The organism is Novipirellula aureliae, assembly GCF_007860185.1.
In the GTDB taxonomy this organism is placed as follows: Bacteria; Planctomycetota; Planctomycetia; order Pirellulales; family Pirellulaceae; genus Novipirellula_A; species Novipirellula_A aureliae.
In genome coordinates this window covers 1-25,267 of record NZ_SJPY01000003.1, presented here as the reverse complement: position 1 = coordinate 25,267, position 25,267 = coordinate 1, and the positions used below count along the sequence as shown (strand labels likewise).

The following is a 25,267-nucleotide window of genomic DNA, read 5'->3' as shown; positions in this document are numbered from 1 at the left end:
AAGCGTTAAACTAGGTTCTGCGTCGCTTTTGTAGCATCCCTGCTCTAATATCTAGGTTGAAACTAAAACCCTGTCAAAAAAAGCTCATGGCAAAAAAGAAGAAGTCTACGACGAGTAATGATGGTTCTGGTAATCGCGACAGCGGCCTGCATCCAGAGAGCAAAGAACCCACCGATTCAGAAGTACCGATCGATTTTGAAACCGCTCTCGGAGAGGTCGAGCAAATCGTCCGCGATCTCGAACGAGGTGAACTTGGCCTGAGCGATTCGTTGACCCAATACGAAGTGGGGATTAAACGACTGAATCAATGCCAATCCTTACTGACGGCGGCTCAGCAGAAGGTGATGGTCTTGTCAGGTGTGGATGCAGACGGCAACCCCATCGCCAACGATTTTGATGACTCATCATCTGCGGAAGAACCCCAAAAGGCTGGCCGCCAAAGCCGCGATGCAGCCAAGACAAGCAAAGCGAAACGGCGACAAATTAGCACCGAAAAAGAGGATGAGTCTGACGACGATGATTCATTGGGATTGTTTTGAGCGAATTCAGGTTGCCAATATGCTAAAATGTGGCTTGCCAAGCTACCGGCTTCCGTAGATAGCGAGTTTGCCCATAGCCCAATTTGCATAGCCCAATTTGCATAGCCCAATTTGCACAGCCCAATTTGCACAGCCCAATTTGCACAGCCCAATTTGCACAGCCCAATTTGCACAGCCCAATTTGCACAGCCCAATTTGCCATAGCCCAATTTGCACAGCCCAATTTGCCATAGCCCTGCCTTCTAGCCTGGGTCCGAAATGGGCCTGGATTGAATTCGATTGGATTAGATAAAACAGTTACATGAAGGAAGCGGGGGGATCGCGGGGGAAATCGGAGCGTTTTTCGCTCAGCGTTGGCATATTGAACGTGTTGCAAATTGCAAAGGGATCAGAGATTTCAAGGCAGAATCATTTGCACGTTGCAATCTTGAACGGTCGGCCTCATGCCTGCCTCGATAACATTATTGGCTATCCAGCCCCAGGCTTGACGCCTTGTCCACGTTCTGAACACACCCATCAACCTTGCTGATCATCGCATGACCGAACAGATTGGAATCGAAGACTTCCTACCCTCGATTGAAGAGGCACTAAAGGAAGCTTGTTGTTTCGAGCAAGGATGCCCCTCTCGATTGGCAGAGGCAATCCGCTACGCGCTGCTGGCGCCCGGCAAACGACTTCGCCCCGGCTTGGTTCTTATGGCCACGGAAGCCTGCGGTGGTCGTCGAGACGATGCGATGCCCGCAGCTGTAGCGATCGAAATGATCCATGCGTATTCGCTAGTCCATGACGATTTACCGGCAATGGATGATGATGATCTTCGCCGTGGGCGACCGACCGTCCATGTTGCCTTTGATGAACCAACAGCCATCTTGGTTGGCGATGCACTTCAAGCCGAAGCGTTTTCGCATTTGGTGCGGTGCAATACCAGCGTCGATCGCATCCCCCGCGTCTTTGAAGCGATCCGCGTTCTCTCGGTGGCTGCTGGGCCAGGTCACCTGGTGGGAGGCCAATACGACGACTTGGTCGCCGATGGATCGATCGACTCCGTCGCGAGCGCTGCCCCTTTAGAAAGCAGCCCCTTAGAAAGCAGCCCGTCCGAATCGTCAAAGTTGGAAAAATTGAAAAGCATCCATCGGCGAAAAACCGGGGCGTTGTTTTCCGCTGCTCTCGACCTAGGAGCGATTTTTGCCGGTGCCAAAGCCGAACAACGCAGCGCCCTCGGCCGTTATGCTCGTGATCTCGGTTTGGCATTTCAGATTGTTGATGACTTGCTAGACTTTACCGCCGACGAAAAAACGATGGGAAAACGGGTTGGTAAAGACGTCCAACGAGGTAAACTAACGTACCCTGGCCTGCTCGGTTTGCCCGCAGCACGCGATAAAGCGAGTCGGCTGATCCAATCCGCTCGCCAGCACGTCGGTGTTTTCGGAAGCTCGGGATGGCGGTTAACGATGTTAGCGGACTACGTTCTCAAACGGTCTGTCTAACGTGCGTTGCAAGAACACAAGCATAGAATCGGATAGAAGATGAACAACGATGAAGACGCGGTTTCCGGGAATTCCAAGGAGGATTCCAAGGAAAAAAAGCATCCCCTCCTCGAAGGTCTCGTGGACGCTCAAGCCCTGAGGACGATGTCTCGGTCGGATCTAACCGCCCTGGCTGCCGAAATACGAGATGTTCTGTGCAACCTGTTGGCAACCCGGACCGCCCACTTTGCTTCGAATTTAGGGGTCATCGAACTTTGCATCGCGTTGCACTGTGAATTCGACTTTCAGAAGGATCATTTGATTTGGGATACCGGCCATCAGGTTTATCCACACAAATTGGTGACAGGCCGCTACCATGAGTTTCCATCGATCCGAACCCGCGGCGGGTTGATGGGATATCCCAATCCGTCAGAGAGCGTCTACGATCTGTTCATGACCGGACATGCCGGCGCGAGTATTTCAACGGCGGTGGGGCTTCGCAGTGGCGATCTGCTAACCGGGCACTCCGATCGACGTACCGTTGCCGTGATCGGTGATGGAGCCTTCCCTAGCGGGATGGTTTTCGAGGCACTCAACAACGCAGGCGAACTCGAGGACGATTTGACCATCATCCTCAACGATAACAAAATGTCCATTTGTCCCCGCGTCGGGGCGGTCGCGACTTATTTGGACCGTTTGCGTTCCAATCCTTATTACACTGGCTTGAAGACCGAGGTCGTGCGGTTGCTCGAACATGTGCCAATGTTCGGCGATCCAACGGAACGATTATTGGCACAGATGAAAGAAGGGGTCAAAGCGGGATTGTTAGGCGGTATGTTGTTTGAGGAGTTAAATATCCGATACGTCGGTCCGATCGACGGTCATGATATTCCGCTGTTGCGAAAATACATGGCAATGGTTCGCGAGATGAAGGGCCCCGTGCTACTACATGTTGTGACCGAAAAGGGACACGGCTACAAACCGGCCGCCGAAGATCCCGTTTTCTTTCATACCCCGCCCGCCTTTCGAGTCGAGCAAGCCGAGGACGCGGCCACGCCTAGTTCCGGTTGCCCTCCATTTACACTGCACGCTCGCAATGCAATCGCCAAGAAGATGGCAGAAGACGATCGCGTGACAATCATCACCGCTGCGATGTGCCAAGGGAACAAGCTTGAGCCAATTCGTGAGCAATTTCCTGATCGCTTTTTTGACGTCGGCATTTGTGAATCACACGCCGTCGCCTTCGCTGCCGGTCAATGCAAGATGGGACTGCGGCCAATTGTCGATATCTATAGCACGTTTTTGCAACGCAGTTATGATCAGATTTTTCAAGAGGTAACGCTGCAAGATTTACCGGTCGTCTTCATGCTCGATCGGGCCGGGTTGACGGGCCCCGACGGGCCAACCCACCATGGACTCTTTGACATCGGCTATCTGCGAGTGTTTCCCAACATCGTCATCATGGCTCCGGGATACGCTTCCGAAGTAGAGCGAATGCTCGATGCGGCACTCGCTTATGATCATCCCGTAGCGATTCGCTATCCCAAGGCATCCGCGTTAGAGCTCGACCGAAACATCGAGCCGGTGGAGATTGGAAAGAGCGAGCGGATTCGTGAGGGCATTGATGGTACCATCATCGCCTTTGGGTCGATGTTGGACCAAGCGTTGGCGGCTGCGGAAATACTCGATGGTGATTTGGATGTGGGAGTCGTAAACGCGAGGTTCGCCAAACCAATCGATCTCGACATGGTCCACTCGAGTATCGAAGCGGGTAAATTTGTCATCACGGTCGAAGAGCATACAAAGATGGGAGGTTTCGGTTCGGCATTCGTCGAATCCGCGGTCGAACGACGACTCGATACTCGACAAGTACACTGCTTGGCAATCGATGACCGTTATATTGACCATGGAGATCGTGATGAGCTTTTAGCCGAACAGGGCTTAGGTGCAAAACAGATCGTGGCAAGATGCCGAGAAGCCGCCGGTTTGGTTGCAAGCTACTCAACGTAACTCCGCTTCGCCGCAACATGTAGCGGATCTTGTTAAAGATCCTCGTGCTTTGTCACCGCTTGATTTTAGGCTTGCAAAAAAAGTGGCTGGGACATCTTGCCTCCCGGAAATCATGCTCTAGTAGATCATACCCCTGTAAACTGCGGCTCGAAGCCACAGCCACGAAAACTGCGGCTCGAAGCCACAGCCACGTAAACTGTGGCTCGAAGCCACAGCCACGTAAACTGCGGCTCGAAGCCACTGCCACGTAAGTTGCTTACCCTCCTTCTTGGTTGTGACAACGCACGAGACGGCATGGATTTTTTACGAGATCCACTACCCCAAATTAGCACGAAACAGTATCAACCGCGGCGTTAACTGATATCGAACGAAATTCAAAATAAGTCTTGCTCATGCCCTCACGCAATACGGTTAAATGGTGCCATAACGGCGATCGCCCAAGCGTTGTTATTCTTGGCGCCCCCGGACGTCAACGCGTGCAGGCTCAATACAGGCGATTACGGCCATTGATTGCCGAGAAAGCCGACATTGCTGGCGAGGATTTAGCCTACCATTATGACTTCGCAAGTCACGACCAAAGTGATGGCAACGCTGCTTTGGATCTCGTTATCGTCCTCGGAGGCGATGGTTCGATCTTGCAAGCGGCTCGGGAAATGGGAACGCATCAATTCCCCGTGCTTGGCGTCAATTGCGGACGACTCGGATTTTTAGCGGCTATTTCACCCGATGATTTCCTGCACGCGTGGCCCGATGTGATTCGCGGCGAGTTCGATATTGTTGAACATCTGATGATTCACATTTCCGTTCTGCGAGCTGGAGAAAAAATCGCAGATCAATTGGCGCTCAACGAAATCGCGATCATGCGCGGTGCTCCCTACTCGATTTTGGATATCGACCTTTACGCGGATGGCCATCTGGCGACCCGGTATCGCTGCGACGGATTGATATTGGCGACGCCCGTTGGTTCCACTGCACACAACTTGTCGGCGGGCGGACCGATCATCCGACGCAACATGCAAGCGATTGTGATTTCGCCCATCAGCCCCCACACGCTGACCTATCGCCCCGTCGTCGATTCCGCCGATACCGTGTTTGAACTGTCGGTAACCGAACCGTACGATACCACCAGCGTCGTCGTCGATGGGCGAATCTTGAGTCCGCTGCTGCCCGGTGATCGAGTTCGCGTCGAACGCGCGGTGCCAACGTTCAAAATGTTGTCAGTGCCCGGGCAAGATGATTATCGAACGCTCCGAGAAAAACTGGGATGGGGGGGCTCCGTGAAGACGATCTCCTGAGCCAAGGACCCACGTCTCACCGTAGCGAACGTCGCCAAGACGTTCGACGACCGCCGCTCCAGGACCGAAACGCTTAGCAAGTTTCGCTGCTCATTCCTTCTCCATGACATGCCTAACGGATGGTTTCTTCCAACAAAATCGCTTTGTTGTCTTGCAAATTGCCGTTCAAAAGATTAGCTTTTGCCCACTTCGTCGTCACCCTCCATGCAATTGACTTGGAGGCTTAAACGCATGCCGTGCCAGACCAAACAACCGACAACGAGCATGAAGCGACGATCATTCGAAAATCTGAGCTCGATTCTATGACGCCTCCTTCATCAAGCGTCGAACCGGTTGGCGCAGGCAGTAGCGAGCCAACCACACCAGCGACCTTTCTGGTTCAAAATGCTGCCGATTATCGATCCGTCTTTTGGTTGCTGCTTGCAATCAGCTTGGTTGCGATCCAATACAGCGATCCCACATGGGTCAAGTACTTGTCCCCAATCAGCTGCTACTTGGCGATTTCTCTCGGTACCGTTTCGCATAACCACAATCACAAAGCGACGTTCAAAAGCAAACGGTTAAACAATTTGTTCGGACACGCGCTAACCATCTTTTATGGCTATCCGACGTTGATGTGGGTGCCAACGCACAATCTAAACCATCACAAATTTGTCAATCGCCCTGGCGACGCCACCGCGACTTGGCGATACACCAACAAACACAATTTGTGGGTCGCGGTGACTTATCCCTTCGTGTCAGGATACTTTCAAAGTATTCCCATCCGAAACTACATCGACCGTGTGAAGAAAAAGAAACCAAAACTGTACGCTCGGATTCGCTTCCAATATGCGATCTGGATCGGTTCGTATATCTTGCTCGGCATCTTGGCAGCCGTGTTGTACCACAACCAACAAACCGGCTTAGGGTTCTACGTTTGGTTTTTCTCGGTCATCTTGCCAGCGATTTTGTCGAGTACCGTGATCATGTTTTTCAACTTTATTCAGCATGTTCACACGGACGCTTGGAGCGACCATGACCACTCCAGAAATTTCGTGGGGTCGTGGTTTAATTTTCTGTTTTTCAACAATGGCTATCACACCATCCACCACGATCACCCAGCGATGCATTGGAGTGAACTGCCAGCTGCCCACGCCCTGATTGCCGACTCGATCGAACCTAAGTTGAACGAAAAGAACTTATTGTGGTTTTTGCTGCGACAATACATTTTATCGCCACTCGTCCCCAAGCTTGGAACAAAGCAAATCGGCCAGCTCCCCAGCGCGGATCCAATGGCCGAAAATGCCAGCAAGGCAAGCAGCCGATAAGGACGACCCAAATGGGGAGTCAATCTGCGACAGCCGCCTCTGTTTTCTCGAATCGCTCTCCGCCGTTTTTTGCTTTATCGCACAAATATTTCTAATCTGAACTCGACACTTAGAAATAGCCTTAGCCCGGATTATTCATTAGCCGTTTTGGCGATAGCGGCCTGCTGATTTAATCGGTTTGACTCGACTTATTGTTTAACGCCAAGCCATAGGCGACCGCTTACGGAAAAGCTGACGCCTTCGGCTAAGCGTTAAACGATTAAATCGACAGCCCGCTAACGCCAAAACGGCTAATACGCAGACTGTTTTTCGAGCAATGAACGTAAACGCTTGAAGGCGTAGACGTTAGCAAAACAATTTGCAAGCCCATGAATCATCCGGGTTAGCCCAAATGATTCCTGTGATTGGTCGTCATTTGGGCAACTCATTAAAGACAAAGAGTTTGCGTGAACTCTTTGAAAAACACTCTGCGAATTAGCCGGGTTAGGGTGACGAAACAAAGGCATCCGTTTGGAAGATCGGTTCGCTAAACATAATTTGACTAGGTGTGCGTTTAGGCTCACCTTTTGGCAAAACTCCACTTTGTTGAAGTGGCAGCTTGAGCCGTTTGATTTCGGATTTCGCGACCGATGCTGCTTGATCGCAACCGAAGTTGAGTTCGAAGGGCTTGCCGTTGACCAGAATCGATAAGCGAATCGGATGCTCGCCTGGGACGGCTCTTGAGCAAACCTTCATGGCATGAATAACGAGCTGAACCAGATGAAAGGTGCGGACACCACATCGCACAACCGTCACCCCGTCCTCGACATAAATCATGAGGCCCAGCAATCGCCCGTTGGTTTCGAAACAAAGCGAGGCATAAAGCTGACTCAACCATTCAGGCTGATACGAGGTACTCCGCTGCCTAGACCCTGTAGCAGAGCCAATTCTTGACGTTTGGCAGCATCCCGTTTGACCGTCGACGTGTAGGGAACTTGTAGCCTGAGCACAAGAAGCCGAGTCGGCACCCAGCGGGCTTGAGCGTGTTTGGTTCGAAAGCATTGAGCGTGTCCTCCATGAGATTGGACGCATAAAACGATTCGCAGACCCAGCGTCATTCTTTCAATCGGATTCGCAAAAGCAAGCCTCGCTTCCGACGGATTTCCCGCTCAAGGAACGGCGTGCGACAATAGACCGCAGGCCAACAACTCACTGCTCTCCGCGCAGATTGCATCCACCCATTCGCTCGGTCCAACTTTCGATCTGCACTTCGAAGGCGTTTTTGCGTTCGCAGAGCCGAGCGACAATCGCCGAGGATCGGTCCCTGCGTTTGGGAGGTCGTGCCGCTTTTCAGTGCTTGTTTTAGGTGTACCTGCCCCGGCGCAGCCGGGGGAGCGGCGCGACCTCTTTGTCACAAGGAAGCATCAGGGAAAGCATCTTTCGTGGCTGTGGCTTCCACCCGCAGTTCGGTTGCCAAGCCCAAAATCGAGCGGTGACAAAGCACTCGTCGAGGCGAAATCGGATTGAGAACGGAAGCAATTCCGTTCTCCGTTGAATCGTTCTAATTCTGACTGAACGGAGGTGGAAAGGGCGTGTTTCCGTTTGCTTCCGGCAGATCAAGTTCGCCATCGTCTGCTTCACCCAACTCGCCGAATTGTTCTTCGCTCGAGGTCGAATGGAGTTCGATGGTTCCACTTTGAAGCTTGACGATTAGCTCCGCAGCGCGAGTGTCGACATCCGCCAATTTCAACAGTTTCAATTTTGTACGTACTTCGAACGGCAGCGTGTAGGCGATAATATCGGTGATGGGACCAAGCCCCATTTGCCCTGCCATCAACTCGGTCAAGTTTTGCGCTGCGGTCTGGCCTGTCGGGATCACCGATGCGAAAGCTTCAAGCAACTCTCGTTTCAAATCTCCCCGCGATTCCGCACCCAAGGGTGGGTAGATGTCGGGATGAACCTCAACTTCAGCAATCCGAAAAGGCCGATTGGTATCGAGTTCGCGAACGATTGTCGCCCGTTTTGCACCGACGAGCAAGACATTATGCCGATCATTATCGAGTTCGGCGTGCGACAGAATACGACCGATGCAAATCGTCGAGGCGACGGGCGGAATTTTTAATCCTGGCGTTGGAAAACCGCCCGTCAGCGTCGCCATGGCAATCAAGCGATCCGACGCTAAGGATTCGTTCAACATTTCGCAGTACCGTGGCTCGAAAATATGCAGAGGCTGCATCGCATGCGGGAATAGAACGAGTTGAGGCAACGGAAACAACCGCACACGACCATCAAAATCGTCTGGCAGTCGCAATGCATCATCCAAATCGTCCATCACCGCGTTCACCTATCTATTTCGAGCGAAAGATTGCCATTCGACCAAGTTCCCCCACCCGCAAAAGTTACCTGGCGAGTTTATCCAACAAATCGGGCCTTATCGATAATATATCGTACCGAGTCACGCTTGTGCTCAATGAAATCATTGACTCCGACGCCATCTTCACCAACAATAGACGCTGTTGCTGCTGTCCCCAACCAAATTATACAGACTCAAGACAATGCTGATTTCGGGTGAAGAAATTCAACGCCGAATGGGACTCGATCTTAATATCGATCCGTTCGATCCTCTGCGAGTGAACCCTAACAGCTACGATCTGTCGCTGCATCACGAATTGTTGGTGTACGAGGAAATTGTACTCGATGCCGCTTCGCCAAACCGTTATCGGCGAATTGAGATCCCCCCAGAAGGATTGACTCTGCAGCCAGGCCTGCTGTACCTAGGCCGGACGGTCGAATTCACCGAGACCCATTCGTTGGTCCCGATGATTCAAGGCCGTAGCTCTTTTGCGCGACTCGGATTGATGGTCAACCCAGGCGGTAGTTTAGGCGATATCGGCTACTGTGGTACTTGGACGTTGGATCTGCACTGTGTTCAACCGATTCGAATTTATCCCAACATGAAGGTTTGCCAGATCTACTATTTGGATCTCCTCAATCCAGGTGCGACGTATTGCAGCAAAAAGTACCAAAACAGTCGCGATATTCAGCCAAGCTTGATCTTTCGTGAACTTGGTGGCGACAATCGTGACGAGCAGATGGAATTGAATTTCGATGAAATATTACACGGTTCTCGCTCCTAAGCTCGCTCAAAATCCCTTTAAAATTCTCCTATGCTAAAGTGTCCTCAATGCGATCGCTCGGTTTCCATTGAACCATCGTCGTCCGCCAGCGAACGAGTGAAATGCCCGCATTGCGGCAAGACTTTTCTGACTCCCGGTGTGATCGGTTCAGCTCCCAACGATGACGACGATTGGTTGTCTCTCGACAGCGACACGGTCCCATCTCCAAATCAAGCCCCAGCATCGGATCCCTTTCCCAAATCAGCACCCGATCAAGCCCCCATCCCCGACCCGCCGACGGCTGGTAGTTCATCGGTTGCGGATTTCGATGATTGGGGTGATGAGATTCCAGCTTTACTGCCGGCCAAAGAGAGGAAGCCAAGCTCCAACTTTGGTACCGACGGATCTTCCTCTTCCGACGACTTTGACGCATTCGATTTTGGGAGTTTGCCTGATTTTGAAACGCCTTCGACTCCATCGCCACATCAAAATCCAGCCCCAAAACCTCTAGCCACCACAAGCCAAACGCCGGCTTCCACACCCAATTCGCCCAAAACAGCATCGACGGCGGATCAGGACGAATACGCGAACGAGTATCGGCTGAAGTGCAAGGTGTGCGGTTCGCTATTGTACGTCCAAGCAACGCAAGCGGGCAAAACGGTTAAGTGCAGTGACTGCTACACGCAACTCACGGTCCCACCACCACCAAAGATAAAAAAGAAACAATCACTCGATCTCCAGAAGGTCGAAACGTTTGGATTGGGAGAGTCACCGACGACACCCAAACCGATCGAGGCCTTTCGCAAGTCGGCCGAACAGTATCTCGACGAAGCATCGCGAGCCGAAATCGAGACGCCTCCGCCGACATACGATGTTCCAAGTATCGGTGTCTGGCTGAAAGGGATTTTTGGTATCTTCTTCGACATCGGCGTGATCGCCCATTGGATCATTCTATCGGTCTTCGCCTCGGCCTTGGCTGTCTTGTACGTGAACTTCCAAGAATCGAAGATCATTATCCCGGCTTCCTATATCGGTGGGTTCTTCTTATGTGCGATCGTGATTAGTTGTGGGTTTGCCATTTTACAATCGGTCGCAAACGGAGAAGAACGTGTCACCGATTGGCCCATCTTTGACTTTTACGCCTGGATGGAACCGCTCTTCGTCGCGTTTTCAGCGTTTGGCTTTTCAGCCGTTCCAGTTTGGTTTCTGTGCCAATGGTTGTTCGGCCCCGGATTGATGGCGGTTGCGATCACGATGTTATCGCTCTACATCTTGTTCCCCTTTGTCTTGCTATCGATGCTGGATATGGGAAACCCGTTTACTCCATTTTCAGCCGAGGTGTCCCGCAGCATAACCAACAGCCACGAAGCTTGGGGTGGTCTGTACTTCACCGCAGGGATTATGTTCTTTCTATTGCTTGTTTTCTATGGAATGTGTACGACGATTGCGCCGCAAGCCGCAGCCGTCATGACCGTCTTTGTCACCATCGGATGTGCATTCCTCTATTTTGCAATGATCGGCCGTTTGGCGTATACAATCGGGCAAGACATCATCGAGCCAAAGCTCGATAAGCCGAAGCCCGATAAGCCGAAGCCCGATACCCCGAAGCCCGATACCCTGAAGCCCGATCAGAAAGAGAAACGCGAGTAAACGTCGCTCGGCTCTCCGAGTGGATTGGGTCCCCCCTTGCAAGCCCCCAAGTTCCCGACTCGATACACGCTGCCAACAAGGAGGCTCCCAACTCGCGAACCAGACGACCTCGCGAACCAGAAGTGCGACATTTGGGCGATCATCAAGGACCACACCTTTTACTTGATAGCAAAGCTCTGATCTGTTATGCTTCCTTATCCTTGCATGATCTGGGGTGCCCTAGGGTGTGTTCGACGTTCCTTCTTCGTACTAGACGCTTGGGGATCAGCCTTGGATCCTTGCGAGCGAGTTGGACATGATGGCCAACCAAGCAGTACACAGCACGTTGGAGAAACATGAGCGATCTAAGTAAATCAGCCACGAATGCAACATCAGCGCAGCTTGCCTCAACTTTGGTGAATATAAAGGGAGATCAGCCTTGGATTTCACTATCAGCGGATCATCTCAATGATGCAGAGACAGCGAGTGAGTTGTCCGATCACGTGACCCAGTGGATTGAATCACGGCCTTCCGCGGATGCAACGGACCTGGTAGCGGTTGATTTAGCCGAGGTCGCTTGGGTCAGTAGCGTTGGCTTGAATGAACTGATTGAAATGAACCGTTCAGCACGAAAAAATGGAGTGCGACTGGTGCTTACGAATGTTCAGACGGCCGTCCGGGAAGTTCTTGTGTTGACTCGACTTGAGCGAATGTTCAACATCGACTGGGAAGACGCGTTGATCTGTAAAGCGTAGCCATTCGGCTCGAAAGAATATTCTCGGTAAAAAAACGGGGAAGCCTGCTACTTGGCTGCAATCGAAAACGAATTCTGCTTACAATTCGTCCGTTCATCTTGCAAGATCGCGAGTCTTTTCTTCCGCCCAAGGACCGTTTTTCATGGCTACCGACAAGGATTCCAAGTGGACGCTTCATCGTCGTATCCCCAGCGACACTGCGACCGGCAGCGCCCTGGTGCATGAGATAATGGATGCGATGACAAAGCGGAATTGGTCGCCACAGGATCTGTTTCGCGTTCAATTGGCCTACGAAGAAGCGATCGTCAACGCGATTCGCCATGGCAATCGCCATGACTGTAAAAAAACGGTCGAAGTCAAAATGTCGTGTGACGACGAACGGGTGGAAATACAGATCACCGATCAGGGGTGCGGATTTGACCCCGACAGTATCCCTGACCCACGCAGTGAAGAACTGTTGGAGGTTCCAGGCGGAAGAGGGGTGCTTCTGATGAGTGAAATCATGAGCGAAATTTCCTACAATAAAGCTGGAAACCAAATCACCATGATCAAGCACAAAGAAAACAGCGAAAGCCAAGATGAATAGCCTGAATCTCGACACGCTAACTTCGCCTCGTATCGCTACATTGCTATTCACATTGCTGTCCTTCGCAGCACCGATCGATGGCCTAGCAGCGGATGCTTCGCCAAACGACAAACGTCCGAACATCTTGTTTTGTTTTGCCGACGACTGGGGTTGGCCGCATGGCCATGTCTATGGCGACGAGGTCGTTCGCTCACCTGCACTTGACCGGATCGCTCGCAATGGCGTGTTATTCGAACACGCTTTCGTTTCTTCTCCGTCGTGTACGCCTAGTCGCAATGCAGTCATTACGGGACAAGCGTTTTACCGTCTTGGGGAAGGAGCGAACTTGCATTCGACACTTGATAGAGCACATCCTAATTTTGTTTCGTTGCTAGAGGATGCAGGTTACCAAGTAGGCCATTACCGGAAGGCCTGGGGACCAGGCGATTTTACGGCTGGCGGATACCAAACGCATCCGTGCGGCCCCAATTCAACCTTCGATGCCTTCATCGCAAAACTTGATACGTCGAAGCCATTCTGTTTTTGGTTTGGAACGTCCGACCCTCACCGACCCTACAAACTCGGTAGCGGACGGGAAAGCGGTTTGGCAATCGACAAGATCGATGTGCCTCCCTTCTACCCCGATGAAGAAATCATACGAAGCGACATCGCGGACTACTATTTCGAAGTGGAAAGGTTTAACAACGAAGTTGACTTGGTCTTAGATAAGCTCGAACAGATGGGACTTTCGGACAATACGATCGTCGTCATCAGCGGCGATCATGGGATGCCCTTCCCGCGTTGCAAAGGAAACTTGTATGACGGGGGAACGCGGGTGCCGCTAGCGATCCGTTGGCCGAGTAAAGTGCCGATAGGCCGACGAGTCAGCGATCTTGTCAGTCTGACCGATCTGGCACCAACGTTTCTGGAGGCCGCTGGAGTGCGAGTTCCCGCTCAGATGACCGGTCGTTCGCTACTGCCCATCTTGTCGTCAAAAGCGGAAGGTCGCATCGACTCATCACGGAACGCAGTGATCGTGGGACGCCAGCGACATACGCCGGCGCAAGAGTCGCCCTCGATCAATGGCTACCCATCGCGTGGCATCCGAACGGATGAGTATCTATTGATCGTCAATTTCGAGCCTGACCGTTGGCCAGCGGGAGTGCCGAGCGGGAGTACCCATCCGATCAACTCATTCGCTGATTGTGACAATGGACCAACGAAAAGCCGAATCATGGAGTGCAATCAGGACGCCGAAAACCAACAATACTACGATCGATGCTTCGCTCGGAGGCCAGCGGAAGAATTGTATGTCCTCGCCGACGACCCCGCGCAGGTCGACAATCGAATCGACGACCCAAGTTTAGCCGAAGTGGCTAAGATTTTGAGAAATCAGCTCTACGAAAAGCTTCGCGAAACCAACGATCCGTTGGTGGTCGGCAATCAGAAACAGGCATCCGCCTTCGACCGTTACCCTTACCGAGCGAAATATGAACTAAACAAATAGCCAAAATGGAGGCTAGATTATCCCAAAAAACCGTTGGATTTGTTTTATCCGGCGACAAGACGATAAAAAAACGAGAGGCGAATCAAGTATTGGCAAGTTCCCCTTGCGAGGAACGGATCGCTCTAGTAAATTTACGCTCACTGAAGCGATCAGCCAGCCAAGTTGGCGATCGTTCTACCGAGATCCCCTGTAGCTCAGTCGGTAGAGCAGCGGACTGTTAATCCGCCTGTCACAGGTTCGAGTCCTGTCGGGGGAGCTAATGGGGTAATCCCCAAGCATTCTGAACCCGTAAAACCCAGTGTTTTACGGGTTTTTTCGTTGGCGGTGATTTCCTTAGAGGCGTCCAGATCGGCACTGATAAGACCGCCTACAAGACCGCCAGCAAGACCACCGTTTGTTTCGGTCCCTTTTCCGGTGTTCATTGAAGCACCCAACGCCCAGTGATCGGGTGTCACTTGCAGATAGCTTTTCTCGGCCACTTTGGCGGAATGCCCCATCCATGCGTTGACGACGTGATTTTGGAAACGCTCTTCCAACTCGGTTCGTCGGGATGCACGCAAGTTCTGGAAAGTCTTTTCCCAGGGCACTAAACCGGCTCGCTCGATAATGCGGTTCATGTGGGTGCCCAAGTTCGCATCAAGCACGAAACGCGCTAAGCATCGAACCTGCCCAGCGGGGGCGGCATCGAACGAGGCTTCTAGGTACGGCATCAGCTCGGGAAAGGCGGGCACTAGCCGCAAACCCGTCTTGGGTGAATTGTTGCGGATCTTGTTTTCGTCCCAGAGTACGTCCGCCCAGGTGAGCGAAAGAATCTCGCAAACCCTGAACCCGCCGTACCTGGCAAGAGCAAACGCCAACCGGTAATCGTGGTCGGGGCAATGTTCGAGCACCTTGGTTGCCGTTTGCCGATCAACAAAGAAGTCTCGGTTGCGGTTCACTTCGTCGCCCCCCTTGATTGCATCCATCGGGCTATCGTCGATCAATCGGGCGTCAACCGCTTCATCAAACATCGTCTTGGCTCTTTTGACATGCTTGGACGCCGTTGACTCTGCCATTAAACGAGTGACTTTACCGCTCTTATCGACGTGGGCGGGTTGCTGTAAAAGCCATCGTTGCCACTTCTTAGCGTCCGCCTTGGTGATCGACTTCAATAGACGATCCGCCCCGAACATGCCGACTAGAAACCGCTTGGTATGCCCGTATTTTTCGCGGGTAGCTTCCTTTACATCCGTTCGCCCCTTGATGTACGCATCGCAAAACGGGCCAAGTAACTTCGCTTCGTCGCTATTGGCTTGCTTCGGCTTCGGATCAACCAAGCCATACCGCAGCAACGATTCAAACAACCGTTCATCAATACCACCTGCCCACTTGGTTGTCACAGGATCGACACCCCCGCCCGATGCCTTCGCCCTAACAAGCTCTTCAACGTGTCGCATGACGTTTTCAGCACGTCGTTTACTCCTATCGCTCAAATAGAGTGACCGTTGTTTCTTATCAACATAGAACCGTAACCGCCAACCCGTACGCCCACGGTCAGATTCTTTTCTTAAACTCGCCATTGTCACACCTCACAAAACACCAAAAGGAAAACGCTGCGGCGGGCCGGTGGTGTAATCCGGTTTTCGGTAGCGAACCTAGCCGCAGCAGTAAAACTATACCCATCTTCAATCGTCACGGCCAATCACAAGCAATCAGCCGCAACCTTTTTCCCCCCCTTTGGTTACATTGCACTCCAAGGGGACAGTTCCTAACGCCTCCTGACCGCCAAACACCAACCGCGTGCATCAACCAGTACCTTAAAACGATAGTCCGCCAACCACCAGGCAAACTACAATCGCAGACCCAACAAAAGCACCCAAGCCCAACGTCTCAAAAACCTAATCAACTCGATAACCCTCCACACTATCAATACACAGCATCGACCCCACTGGCCCGTCATAGACATGCACAGGCTTTGGTACCCCAGGAGGATCAACGTCAATCACCAAATCACGCAATGCGTTCGTCACATCATCACCACCAACGCGAACCAACCATTGCCGACCATCGCTAGCGCGTCCAATCGCAAGTAACGAACCAACCTCAAAAGCAACATCGGATCGACCAATTAAAATCGCATCGCCAACACCATTGGTCATCGGTGCCATCAGGCAAATCGGTCTGACTCTTCGTTTACCCATTGTTTTTCCATTTTCAAAAGCAATTGCTTTCCTCTTGCTTAGCACTTGTTAATCAAAAGGTTTCCGATCCCTTTTGATAGCGTCATTGCTTTTCGTTCCCATTATCTGGTTGCCCTGATTCATCCGTTGCTTTCGGTCCATACCGTTTCATCCGACGAACATTGGCCGGTCTTCCGTACGCTGGATTGTTGGGAGTCCAATTCGCAAGTTGTTCAGCCGTCGCCACTCTGGACGTCTGATGTTGACTTGCCGCGAGACTCTTGGCGTGAAGGGTCGCGAAATGATTTCGTAACGACTTTGGTGATGCAATGTTCGTTGACCAAAAGTCGTCTGCGTTTGCCCAAAGAAAAACCTGTCGGATTTCCTCATACGTCAAAGAATCTTGTTCACGCATCAACCTAATTGTGCTTGCCCAATTTTTTAGATTTGGATCTTTCGTTTTAGGAAGAACGTCGCGGATTTTGCTAAGCATCTTTTCTGCAAAATTCAAATCTTTTTCGTCGAAACGAAGTTTGGACAAAGAAGTATTTTTATTTTGGTTCTTAGTCTTCTTGGTCCTCTTACTATGTGGCGTTTGGTTGGGGGTTTGGTTGGCGTTTGGTTGGGGACTATTTTCGTTCGTCTTACCAGAAACACCGTAATTTACTACTTCAATTACGGTCCAATGGGTGGCGGGGATCCGACGAATCAACTCCCACTCTTCCAGTTTTTCGAGACGATACCGAAAGCGATCTTCGGACCATCCAAGTAATTCGCCGCCCTTTTTTCGACCAACAATGCATTGCCCACGCTGTAAAGTGACAACGCTTGCACCTCGCCCGGTTTGCATCGAAACACGCTGCGTAGAAATTGCAGCTCGTTTGGACAACCAGACAAACAGCCTTAATGACTCGGCATCGTGGAACACTGGGGAATCAACGATGTCGTGTTGAATTGGAAACCATCCATTCATGCCGACACCTCTACAGCGACAGCAACCGCCGCCATTATGCCGGAAGGCGTTGGACGTTCCACACCGTTGTGACGGATCAGACCTTTCTCTTTCAAATTTGCATAAACGGAACTCATGCTTTGATACAGAACGCTGGTTCCTACAGACGCCTCGTACATCATCGCACCGTAGTCGCCCTGTTTGCGAATGAACGCCAAGACAATCTCGCTATTCTTTGGCAACGTCTTTCGACTCGCTATGAACGCCTTCTTTTTTGTCTGCTTGGGTGTTTCAACGTGATCGAACAACGGCATCGTCTCCGGTGCCTTGCGTTGTCTTCGCGGCTTACGTTTGCCGTTTTCATCATGGGAGTCAATCATTTTCGCTCCTCCAACGCTGCAAGCACGGCATCAGGATTGTACAGCCGTCGCCGACCGATGAGCACGGAAGGAATGACGCTATCGGCCCGTAGCCGATCGATAGTAGGACGTGACACGCCCAGCAGCTCTGCAAGCCGATCGCCATCGACCAGGAGCGTATGACGGCTCTCGATCATCGGGCGGATAGCCGCTACCACGTCGGCTACAATCAATGCTCGGTCGTCATCGGAAACGGTCGCAGTGATGTCTACATTAGCCACGATCCACCTCCTGACGCCCACGTCGGGCGGCTATGGCGGCTAGCTCGTGACGTACACGGGCCAATGCCTGACGGTCGTATAGACGGACGTGCCCAGCGTATGCCGATGGATGGATGTCGTGACGTGACGCTAGTACGTGACGCACCCTATCGGGCGTGACGCCCAGTAGATGGGCCATGCGGCCCGATGTGAGTAGGGTAGGCGGGTCTAACACTGCGATTGCTCCGATACGAGTACTGATGTGGGGTCTCAGTAGTCGTCAGAGCGTGCGCGCAAAAAACGCGAAACATCGTAAATCGCCGCACCAAAATTCCGTCAATCGTCCACTGGCGTGCGCGCTCTCTGCTTTCCTCTGTGCATTCGCAGGTCTGCTTTCGCTTCCGCTTCTTGCTCGCGTATCAGCCTTTCTAATTCTTTGTCTTCGCAGCCGATCCCCTCATCGATCGCTTGCGATTTGGGTTTCGCAAACGAACCGCCGCCTGCTTTCCGGTAGTCCTTCCACGCCTTGATTAGGGCAGGTGCGTTTGGCGAACATCCTACACGGCGGGCTAGTTCGTTCTTGCTCGGTACGCTTCGCTTGGCTTTCGTTTCGGTTGCCAAAATTCCGTTTGCTTGAATCGCGATTTCCTCAGCGGTCATTCGTGTTTGCTTCGCATCCGCATCCGCAGTTAGCAGCAGCTTCACCGCATCGACGATCTTTTTGCGCACTTCGCATTTTCGCCAAACCGGAAATCCCATTTGCCGTTCTAGTTCGTACTCTTTTGCATCTGCAGAGACAGTTTCGCCTCTCCTGCGTGCTCTCAGAATTTGCCGTAGTTTCGGGTCGTATTCACGGTCCTGATACGCATCGACCAAAAAAGCAATTCCTTCCGCCTCCGTGCTTCGGTCGCCCTTTCCGGTCAGACGACGCTGATACCACTCAGCAATTTTCTCGGGAGATAGCCACGCCTCCAAAGATTCGTAAAGCCTGACAATTCGTTCGTCATCGCTTCGCAGTGGCTTTTCGCCCCATGTGGATTCTTCCAGAGCATTACACCAATAAGTTACCGTTTCGCGGTTCATTGAGATTTCCCCGTTTCAAGAAAGCCATCGCGTGCAACCCACGGGGATGGGTCGCACCACGATGGCGAAACGCGGGTGATCAAGCCCACGTCACAAACGTTACCACGATAGCTATCATCATCAACGTCAAATTCCAAGCCAATCGGCGATCTTCTGCCCAATTGTCCTCGCAGCCTTTTTATCAGAATCTATGCGAAAGCATCTGTCGCAAAGCCAATCAACCCTGCCGTTGTATCCAGGCGGAGCGTACAAACCGCTCTCCAAGAAGACTTCATAGCTTTCAGCATCATGGTGCTTCAGTTTTTGCGATCGCTTGTAAGACGCCAGTTTTTGTTCGCTGGTCAAGTCAACTTTGCAAATGCGACACTCAACAACATCATCGCTGTATTTGGGACCAATTTTTTGTGCCACCATTTCAATCGCTCTGCTAATGGATACGCTCGCCTTGCTCTCGCGGTTATTTCGGTCAACTGTCTCTCGTCCCATGCTCGCTACATAGCTCTCATCGTAGGAAGGCACGTGTGGCCGCGCGTAAGTCTCAACCACCGCACTTTTGAACTTCCGCATCGAAAAACCACCAACGTGCCCCAATCGCTTTGCTTCCCTCCACCAGTCTGGAGGATCGTCGCCATGAATCCATGCTTCACATCCTTTGCAAAGAAAGTACTGGCGGTTGAAGTCCGATCCGGTATCAATTCCGCGAAGCGGATACGCAACGAGGCATTTGCATCCGGCACACAGAGTCCACTTGTACCCCGACCTTGATACCTTACAGTGTATCAGCGCGATCCACCTTTCACGTCCCGACAGTACCGAACTGAGTAATTCAAAAGTACGTTGATCCACTGCATCCTCCACAAATAGGGCGACCGAGCGATTCACGATTGCATAAGCCTTACGAAATTCTACTAATTTCTCGCTGGCTAATGTAGGCCAGATGGCCAACGGCAGGGAAAAACTGTCAACCGTTGACACCCCTTCGTCTAATGGCACGATAGCTGAAGCGTCACGAACCCGTATAAATTGGCTGCCGCGGTTTTTTCGAGCGAGCCCCGACGACGCGAGGAAAAACCGTTCTACTTCCCTTACATTGAGCACCTTCGCTTAAGCCCCCTTGCAGGCTTCCACCTCCACTGTTTGTGCTTTCCGCAGTTGCCTTTGCCTAGTACGTAATCCCGAATGACAGAACTTGGTATACTGCCCTTCGTTCAAGTTTTGTTTTCGTGTAGAAAACTGGCTTCCCAAAGAAAGCGACACCCCACAAGTTCATGCTTATGTCGGGCGTACGACTGCACCCAAGTTGCCAACCGGGCAAAATCTAAACTGCACGTCGTTGTTGCCACCCCGTGATGCATTCTATTATCTGTAAGAAATCATGCTGATTATCGACAATCGCAAATTTGTACTGACGAAATTTGAAACCGAAGACGAACTCGAGAGCGTGGTCGTTGCCAATGCTGAGTACATCTTTGGGCCATCATCGATTTACCTGCCGAAATCTCTCATTCGCACCAGTGACGGAACTGGGACAATCCCCGACGGATACGTAGTTGATCTTGATGGCAAGCAGTGGTACATCGTTGAGGCGGAGGTCAGTCAACACAGCGTCTGGAGTCACATTGCCCCGCAAGTCGCAAAGCAAATCATTGCTGCCAACAACCCCGTCACAAAACAGAAAATCATAGAAACTGTTATCGACCGCGTTCGGGACGACGAAACGTTACAGGACAAATTTGCAGAACAAGGTATTGAACCGATCGACTATCGCCAAGCCCTTGCAGAGATAGTGGCGAGCGATCCGATCATCGGCATGCCCATCGATGCAGTTAAGAACGATCTTCGCGAGTGGGCAGCCACTCTCAAGGTCGATGTTCGGTTATGGATCGTCCAAAAATACGTCGAATTCAATAATCCAAATAACGTCGTTTACGAAATCCCTGAGGAATTTCGCCCCGTTTTTTACGCGTCTCCTGATGAACCAGAAAGAACGGCGAGGGTTGCGAGATACGACGTTTCGGTTTCAGACTTGATTGAATCGAATCTAATCTCGGTTGGACAACGACTCGTAATGAAATACAAGCCTCGAAACGGAGATCAAAAGAGTTACGAAGCTATCGTGCTTGAGGATGGGTCATTAGAGGTGTTAGGCAGAACGTTCTCTGCACCAAGCTATGCAGCGTTATTTTGTATTCAAGACGCTGGCAGTCCTCGCTCAACCGTCAATGGGTGGACGGCGTGGAGACTCGATAACGGCTCAACGTTGGCGGACATTCGCGAAAGACTATTGGCAAATGATGACGGCGATCGATCGCATTAACTCAGGTCAACATTTTTGATACCTTCCGTTCACACATGCGGTGCTTCGTCGCATGGAGGTAAGCTCCTGCCATCTGGCCCCCATCGGACCGAAATACTTTCTCCCGGACATACATAGGGACATGCAGCGGTCTTGGGGTCGGGCCACCCCTTAACGACACCCTCTGGTCAGTTGTATGTTCCGTCGAGTGCATTCCTGCTGGTCAGTTGTGTGGTTCCGTTGGCTGCCGAGACTACTCGAGTGCTTCCCCACCGCTACGCCGACACCGTCTCCGCCCCTCGCTCGCTTCGCTCACAGGCGGCTACGACGGTATCGACTCCGCTACGTAGGCATACCGCACTTGCTCCGTGGATGGACATTATCGCTACGTAAAGACTGCGCGATAATCACCATCCACTACGCAAATCCCTCGTGGTCGCCTCGGATCGCAAGCGAGTTTCAGACATCGATCGCCCGACAAATGACGGCCCTCTAATCGACGAGGAGGGCGACGCTTCGGATGACGTCGTTAGCGTTACGAGATCCACCGAATAGCGATAGGCGTCTTGGTTTCCGTCGATTGGCCGTCATTCGCGGGTAGACATCAAACGTGATACACCGCTACGACGACGGCTCCTACGTCGCACGTCGACTCCGCTACGGTCTTAAGGAGCGGAATTCGCGATCCATCGCTCATCCGCTCTTACGGCATCCCTGCCTACGTCGTCGTCCCGCCTTCGGTCCCGCTTCGCGACCCTCCGCCGGTTCGCTTCGCTCGCACGGCTACGGCCCGCTCGCAAGAACCTACGGCTGCCGACGCTCGCTCATCCTCGCTCGCTACGGCGGGGACGACGACGGCGGGAAACTCTCGCTTCGCTCGACCGCCACCGTGCTGGCGTCCATGCCACCACGGCGGCGGCGACATCCATGCCGGTTTCCCGGTCATTGGCTCGCCTCCATGCTCGCGTGCGTCGTCATTCGCTTCTACACTCGGTTCGGTTTCGGTAGACCTTCGCGCGATGACGACGCAAGCAAAGCCGGTACGCTATCGCGAGTGCAGTATCGAGCGGTCTTGGATGGTGGCGATAGCGTTTTCCCTTTTACAGAATCCTACCGCCACCATCCGCTTCATGCTGCTGAGCGCGGGCCATCATGGGCGGGTGAAACGGCCCTTGGCGAATGACTCGTTGGCCCGCCCGATTTCTTTTAGAAAAAAAATGTTCCACGTTGGACACTTCCACAAACGCCCAGATTCGCGATTTAACGCATCATCGGGTTTGGCTGCCTCGCTTGCCACATTTGTACCGAACACGCATTCTGGGCACCGAGATGCTTCTTTATCGACTGTTGCTTGCCCCCTGCTTGATTGTCGCGAGCAATTGCCGCCGCGTTCGTTCATCCATTGCCGCCCATAGTCGTAGCAGTTCGGTCGTCTCGTGATCGGCCTGGATGTGTCCTGATAAGACCGCCTGTAAGACCGCCAAACTACAGGCTTGCGTATTTCCCAGTGTTTCAGGCGATTGTGAGAGTCCTGTCGGGGGAGCTTAGTGGCTATGCCACCCAAAGCCGATGCGAGACATACCCAGTTATTTACAGGGTTTTCTCTCTTCGGCTTTTTTCGTGTCTCGGGATTTCTGCCCTTGTCCTGCAAGGTCTGGGGTACTTTCAGGGGTACTTTTTCCAAGTTACCCCCGACGGCTGCAGTTACACCTGCAATCCTGGCACCCTCTGCTATTGCTCGGTCGAATGATGCCTGCATCGTCATGGCGTAGTGCTTGTTCGCCACTTGGGGGGAATTTCCTAGCCAGCTGGTCACATCCTTGGCAGGGTACTTTGCCATCAGCTCAGTTTCCCTGGTAGCTCGCAGGTTCTGCAGCAGTTTCGGCCAGGGCACTAATCCTGCTCGTGTGATTATCTTTTCCAGTGTGGTGCCGATGTTGGCATCGTGTCGGTAACGGGTCTGCACGTACTCAGCACCCTCAGGTGCCATTTCCTTTGCTCGCAGCAGGTGCTGCCGCAGCTCGGGAAAGATCGGACACACTCTGACGGGTGGTGTCTTGTGACTGCGTACTATCATCCTGTTATTAGGCAGGTCGATGTCATCCCATCGCTGTATCAGGCATTCGTGTTTTCGCATTCCAGCGTATCGAGCAAAGGCTAGGATGATTCGCCAATCCTCACAGGGTGCTTTGCGAATGCAGGCATCTATCCACTCAGCAGGTACCATCATCATGCGTTCATCGTTGCCGGTGACGGTTGCTTTTTCATCTGCAAAGGGGTTATCGACTATCAGTTTGTGTTTTACCGCTTTGTTAAAGAACTGCTTGGTTCTGCCCAGCCTGCGGCGTACCGTGTTAGGTGCCAGCCCAGTTTTGTAATCCTTGCGTTCGTTGCCTTTGGTCTGTAGCCACTTGCGAAAGTCCTCTGCATCCCCTGCGGTGAATGTGTCTATTCTCCGGTCAGGTCCAAACTTTTTGCACAGGCTGCGAGCTGTAACGGTCAGCAGCAGAATAGTGCTGTCCTTGCCAGGATGTTCGGCAATGTACTTGTCAGTCCATTCTTTAATTGTCGGCAGCAGCTCCGGCTCTGGTTCCGGCTCTGGTTTGATACGTGCAGTTGTTAAACCTGCTTTTACCAGTTTTTGGTGCAGCCTTTGGGGCAGGTCTGCGAGCCACTGAGCTACGTTAGGATCTGGGGTACTTCCGGCAATCTGCCTGGTAACGATGTGGTCTACTTTGGCGCCAATGGTTTCGGCATCTCGTTTTGCAATCTTGCCTAGATAGATACTGCGTCGAATACTATTAGCGTCGATGTACCGTAGCTCGGTGCTACCGTTCGGTCGTTTGCGAATGCTTGCCATCGGTGGGTTTCCTATTTGCTTGGTTTCAGTTCCAGCTGCATCACACTGCACAGCCGGTTGATGCTTTCCAAACTCAGCCCCCGTTTGCCGTGTACAAAAGCGTTGATGGTCGGCTGGGGAATGGCTGACAGCTTGGCTAGCTGGTTCTGGCTGTATGGGGATGCCTGCACGGCTTCAATTAGCTGCTGTTGAATTGTCGGCGGTTTCTTTTGACGCTTAGGCATATAGCACCATGGTATAAGGGTTGGGTTTCTTAGTCAATTTGGTTTCCATACTTGCAGCCTGCCAGCCTCATCATAGACCGCCTCGGCACCCTTGTACCAACGTTCCGTCAGTGCGTATTCGCAGGGCACAGGGATGCCAGGTACAAAGGGTTGCATTGATTCGCTGCAGATGCGGCTGATGTCTTCGGCTGCTCGGTCCATGTCATCGAGCCGGTTTAGTTCGATAATAAATTCATCGTGAATAAACGCCACCACTCGGTAGCCTGCTTTGGTCAGGCTCCACAATGCCTGCTTACAACCATCGGCTGCCAAACCTTGAAACGGTGCATTTTTGGCTGCGGTAAACGACACCTTGCCTCGCATCCGACCAGTTGTGGTACTGACCGCACTGTGCAACAGTTTCCGTAGCGGTGAATCCTCGGCTGTGTTCCGCTGTTGGATGTGCGACAGCAGGTGCTGATTGCGGCACAGCCCCTGAAGCTGCATCCATGCCCGATCGGTTGTACGCTGCTGGTAGGGGGTGCCGTCGGCTCTGGCTGGATTGCCGGAAAGGATCTTGCGAAGCATCCCAATGTGATACGGCTCGGGCCACGTTGCTCGCAGTTGCACGGCATCGGCGTTTAATGCTGCGGCTAGGATCGCTGCGGTATCTTCGGACAAATACAGTTTCAGTTCGGGATACACTTTTTTCGTTAGCAGGTCGATAAATGTCTCGGCCTCGCTCTGCGTAATCGTTACCCCGTATTTGAACTTGGCGTGATCGACTAACGCAGCAGCCCCTAACGTTGTTGTTCACGATCCATTCTCGCCACGCCGCATCTTCGACTATGAAGCGGATGATTCGATCGTCGATCCGATGGAAACCAACGCCTTCCATTGGGATTCGACCGAGTGGGTGGCGTCATG

22 protein-coding genes and 1 tRNA gene are annotated in these 25,267 nt (G+C 52.3%); 12 read left to right on the top strand and 11 right to left on the bottom strand.

Features of this window, described 5'->3' with window-relative positions; translation table 11 throughout:
• The first annotated feature begins 86 nt into the window (after positions 1-86).
• The 5 genes from xseB to Q31b_RS09435 all read left to right on the top strand — a co-directional run bounded on the left by xseB (position 87) and on the right by Q31b_RS09435 (position 6,617).
• Entirely contained in the window at positions 87-539 is a 453-nt protein-coding gene (gene xseB, locus Q31b_RS09455; protein WP_146599463.1) for an exodeoxyribonuclease VII small subunit, read from the top strand.
• Positions 540-1,075: 536 nt separating this feature from the next.
• Positions 1,076-2,026, top strand: coding sequence for a polyprenyl synthetase family protein (locus tag Q31b_RS09450; protein ID WP_146599462.1), 951 nt, complete (start codon positions 1,076-1,078; stop codon positions 2,024-2,026).
• A 39-nt stretch (positions 2,027-2,065) separates the two neighbouring features.
• Entirely contained in the window at positions 2,066-4,015 is a 1,950-nt protein-coding gene (dxs, locus tag Q31b_RS09445) for a 1-deoxy-D-xylulose-5-phosphate synthase (protein ID WP_146599461.1), read from the top strand.
• A 392-nt stretch (positions 4,016-4,407) separates the two neighbouring features.
• Entirely contained in the window at positions 4,408-5,310 is a 903-nt protein-coding gene (locus Q31b_RS09440; RefSeq protein WP_146599460.1) for an NAD(+)/NADH kinase, read from the top strand.
• A gap of 236 nt (positions 5,311-5,546) precedes the next feature.
• Positions 5,547-6,617, top strand: coding sequence for a fatty acid desaturase family protein (locus tag Q31b_RS09435; protein ID WP_231617434.1), 1,071 nt, complete (start codon positions 5,547-5,549; stop codon positions 6,615-6,617).
• A 483-nt stretch (positions 6,618-7,100) separates the two neighbouring features.
• Here the strand turns inward: Q31b_RS09435 and Q31b_RS09430 are convergent, their stop codons facing one another.
• Positions 7,101-7,490 (bottom strand): hypothetical protein, encoded by a 390-nt coding sequence (locus Q31b_RS09430; RefSeq protein WP_146599459.1) that lies wholly within the window; start codon positions 7,488-7,490, stop codon positions 7,101-7,103.
• A 667-nt stretch (positions 7,491-8,157) separates the two neighbouring features.
• Positions 8,158-8,928 (bottom strand): LON peptidase substrate-binding domain-containing protein, encoded by a 771-nt coding sequence (locus Q31b_RS09425; protein ID WP_146599956.1) that lies wholly within the window; start codon positions 8,926-8,928, stop codon positions 8,158-8,160.
• A 223-nt stretch (positions 8,929-9,151) separates the two neighbouring features.
• On the opposite strand from Q31b_RS09425, the gene Q31b_RS09420 reads away from it, so the two are divergent.
• The 6 genes from Q31b_RS09420 to Q31b_RS09395 all read left to right on the top strand — a co-directional run bounded on the left by Q31b_RS09420 (position 9,152) and on the right by Q31b_RS09395 (position 14,424).
• Complete coding sequence (locus Q31b_RS09420; protein WP_146599458.1) at positions 9,152-9,733, top strand: dCTP deaminase; 582 nt, start codon at positions 9,152-9,154, stop codon at positions 9,731-9,733.
• Between the two features lie 30 nt (positions 9,734-9,763).
• A complete protein-coding gene (locus Q31b_RS09415) occupies positions 9,764-11,362 on the top strand; it encodes a hypothetical protein (RefSeq protein WP_146599457.1) in 1,599 nt (532 codons plus the stop codon).
• Between the two features lie 335 nt (positions 11,363-11,697).
• Positions 11,698-12,096 carry an STAS domain-containing protein gene (locus Q31b_RS09410; RefSeq protein WP_146599456.1) on the top strand — a complete coding sequence of 133 codons (399 nt, stop codon included), beginning with the start codon at positions 11,698-11,700 and terminating at the stop codon, positions 12,094-12,096.
• A gap of 142 nt (positions 12,097-12,238) precedes the next feature.
• Positions 12,239-12,682 (top strand): ATP-binding protein, encoded by a 444-nt coding sequence (locus Q31b_RS09405; RefSeq protein ID WP_146599455.1) that lies wholly within the window; start codon positions 12,239-12,241, stop codon positions 12,680-12,682.
• A complete protein-coding gene (locus Q31b_RS09400) occupies positions 12,675-14,168 on the top strand; it encodes a sulfatase family protein (RefSeq protein ID WP_146599454.1) in 1,494 nt (497 codons plus the stop codon). The genes Q31b_RS09405 and Q31b_RS09400 overlap by 8 nt, the downstream gene beginning before the upstream one ends.
• A gap of 183 nt (positions 14,169-14,351) precedes the next feature.
• Positions 14,352-14,424, top strand: a tRNA-Asn gene (locus Q31b_RS09395).
• A 1,621-nt stretch (positions 14,425-16,045) separates the two neighbouring features.
• Here Q31b_RS09395 and Q31b_RS09390 read toward each other — a convergent pair.
• The 5 genes from Q31b_RS09390 to Q31b_RS09370 all read right to left on the bottom strand — a co-directional run bounded on the left by Q31b_RS09390 (position 16,046) and on the right by Q31b_RS09370 (position 19,827).
• Positions 16,046-16,348 (bottom strand): hypothetical protein, encoded by a 303-nt coding sequence (locus Q31b_RS09390; RefSeq protein WP_146599453.1) that lies wholly within the window; start codon positions 16,346-16,348, stop codon positions 16,046-16,048.
• A gap of 948 nt (positions 16,349-17,296) precedes the next feature.
• The gene (locus Q31b_RS09385) at positions 17,297-17,659 is read right to left on the bottom strand and encodes a hypothetical protein (RefSeq protein ID WP_146599452.1); all 363 of its coding nucleotides are present in this window, start codon (positions 17,657-17,659) and stop codon (positions 17,297-17,299) included.
• Positions 17,656-17,919: a helix-turn-helix domain-containing protein gene (locus tag Q31b_RS09380; protein WP_231617433.1), complete on the bottom strand. Its 264-nt coding sequence runs from the start codon at positions 17,917-17,919 to the stop codon at positions 17,656-17,658. The genes Q31b_RS09385 and Q31b_RS09380 overlap by 4 nt, the downstream gene beginning before the upstream one ends.
• A gap of 315 nt (positions 17,920-18,234) precedes the next feature.
• Complete coding sequence (locus Q31b_RS09375) at positions 18,235-18,981, bottom strand: hypothetical protein (RefSeq protein ID WP_146599451.1); 747 nt, start codon at positions 18,979-18,981, stop codon at positions 18,235-18,237.
• Between the two features lie 126 nt (positions 18,982-19,107).
• Positions 19,108-19,827, bottom strand: a complete 720-nt coding sequence (locus Q31b_RS09370; protein ID WP_146599450.1) for a hypothetical protein — start codon at positions 19,825-19,827, stop codon at positions 19,108-19,110.
• Positions 19,828-20,356: 529 nt separating this feature from the next.
• Here Q31b_RS09370 and Q31b_RS09365 point away from each other — a divergent pair.
• Entirely contained in the window at positions 20,357-21,298 is a 942-nt protein-coding gene (locus Q31b_RS09365; protein ID WP_146599449.1) for a restriction system modified-DNA reader domain-containing protein, read from the top strand.
• A gap of 697 nt (positions 21,299-21,995) precedes the next feature.
• Here the strand turns inward: Q31b_RS09365 and Q31b_RS09360 are convergent.
• From Q31b_RS09360 to Q31b_RS09345, 4 genes are all read right to left on the bottom strand, one after another.
• Positions 21,996-22,223 carry a hypothetical protein gene (locus tag Q31b_RS09360; protein WP_146599448.1) on the bottom strand — a complete coding sequence of 76 codons (228 nt, stop codon included), beginning with the start codon at positions 22,221-22,223 and terminating at the stop codon, positions 21,996-21,998.
• A gap of 204 nt (positions 22,224-22,427) precedes the next feature.
• Positions 22,428-24,137: a tyrosine-type recombinase/integrase gene (locus tag Q31b_RS09355; protein WP_197171275.1), complete on the bottom strand. Its 1,710-nt coding sequence runs from the start codon at positions 24,135-24,137 to the stop codon at positions 22,428-22,430.
• Between the two features lie 11 nt (positions 24,138-24,148).
• Complete coding sequence (locus Q31b_RS09350) at positions 24,149-24,361, bottom strand: helix-turn-helix domain-containing protein (RefSeq protein WP_146599447.1); 213 nt, start codon at positions 24,359-24,361, stop codon at positions 24,149-24,151.
• Positions 24,362-24,394: 33 nt separating this feature from the next.
• On the bottom strand, positions 24,395-25,045 hold the full coding sequence (locus Q31b_RS09345) for a hypothetical protein (RefSeq protein ID WP_146599446.1): 651 nt from the start codon (positions 25,043-25,045) through the stop codon (positions 24,395-24,397).
• Positions 25,046-25,267 lie beyond the last annotated feature (222 nt).

Bases quoted from the DNA above. Each gene is read 5' to 3' on its own strand.
- Q31b_RS09410 (WP_146599456.1), top strand. From the start codon at position 11,698: ATGAGCGATCTAAGTAAATCAGCCACGAATGCAACATCAGCGCAGCTT.
- Q31b_RS09415 (WP_146599457.1), top strand. From the start codon at position 9,764: ATGCTAAAGTGTCCTCAATGCGATCGCTCGGTTTCCATTGAACCATCG.
- Q31b_RS09440 (WP_146599460.1), top strand. From the start codon at position 4,408: ATGCCCTCACGCAATACGGTTAAATGGTGCCATAACGGCGATCGCCCA.
- Q31b_RS09405 (WP_146599455.1), top strand. From the start codon at position 12,239: ATGGCTACCGACAAGGATTCCAAGTGGACGCTTCATCGTCGTATCCCC.
- Q31b_RS09400 (WP_146599454.1), top strand. From the start codon at position 12,675: ATGAATAGCCTGAATCTCGACACGCTAACTTCGCCTCGTATCGCTACA.
- Q31b_RS09365 (WP_146599449.1), top strand. From the start codon at position 20,357: ATGCTGATTATCGACAATCGCAAATTTGTACTGACGAAATTTGAAACC.
- Q31b_RS09425 (WP_146599956.1), bottom strand. From the start codon at position 8,928: ATGGACGATTTGGATGATGCATTGCGACTGCCAGACGATTTTGATGGT.
- Q31b_RS09360 (WP_146599448.1), bottom strand. From the start codon at position 22,223: ATGACCGGGAAACCGGCATGGATGTCGCCGCCGCCGTGGTGGCATGGA.
- dxs (WP_146599461.1), top strand. From the start codon at position 2,066: ATGAACAACGATGAAGACGCGGTTTCCGGGAATTCCAAGGAGGATTCC.
- Q31b_RS09350 (WP_146599447.1), bottom strand. From the start codon at position 24,361: ATGCCTAAGCGTCAAAAGAAACCGCCGACAATTCAACAGCAGCTAATT.
- Q31b_RS09375 (WP_146599451.1), bottom strand. From the start codon at position 18,981: ATGAACCGCGAAACGGTAACTTATTGGTGTAATGCTCTGGAAGAATCC.
- Q31b_RS09450 (WP_146599462.1), top strand. From the start codon at position 1,076: ATGACCGAACAGATTGGAATCGAAGACTTCCTACCCTCGATTGAAGAG.
- Q31b_RS09390 (WP_146599453.1), bottom strand. From the start codon at position 16,348: ATGGGTAAACGAAGAGTCAGACCGATTTGCCTGATGGCACCGATGACC.
- xseB (WP_146599463.1), top strand. From the start codon at position 87: ATGGCAAAAAAGAAGAAGTCTACGACGAGTAATGATGGTTCTGGTAAT.
- Q31b_RS09420 (WP_146599458.1), top strand. From the start codon at position 9,152: ATGCTGATTTCGGGTGAAGAAATTCAACGCCGAATGGGACTCGATCTT.
- Q31b_RS09355 (WP_197171275.1), bottom strand. From the start codon at position 24,137: ATGGCAAGCATTCGCAAACGACCGAACGGTAGCACCGAGCTACGGTAC.
- Q31b_RS09385 (WP_146599452.1), bottom strand. From the start codon at position 17,659: ATGATTGACTCCCATGATGAAAACGGCAAACGTAAGCCGCGAAGACAA.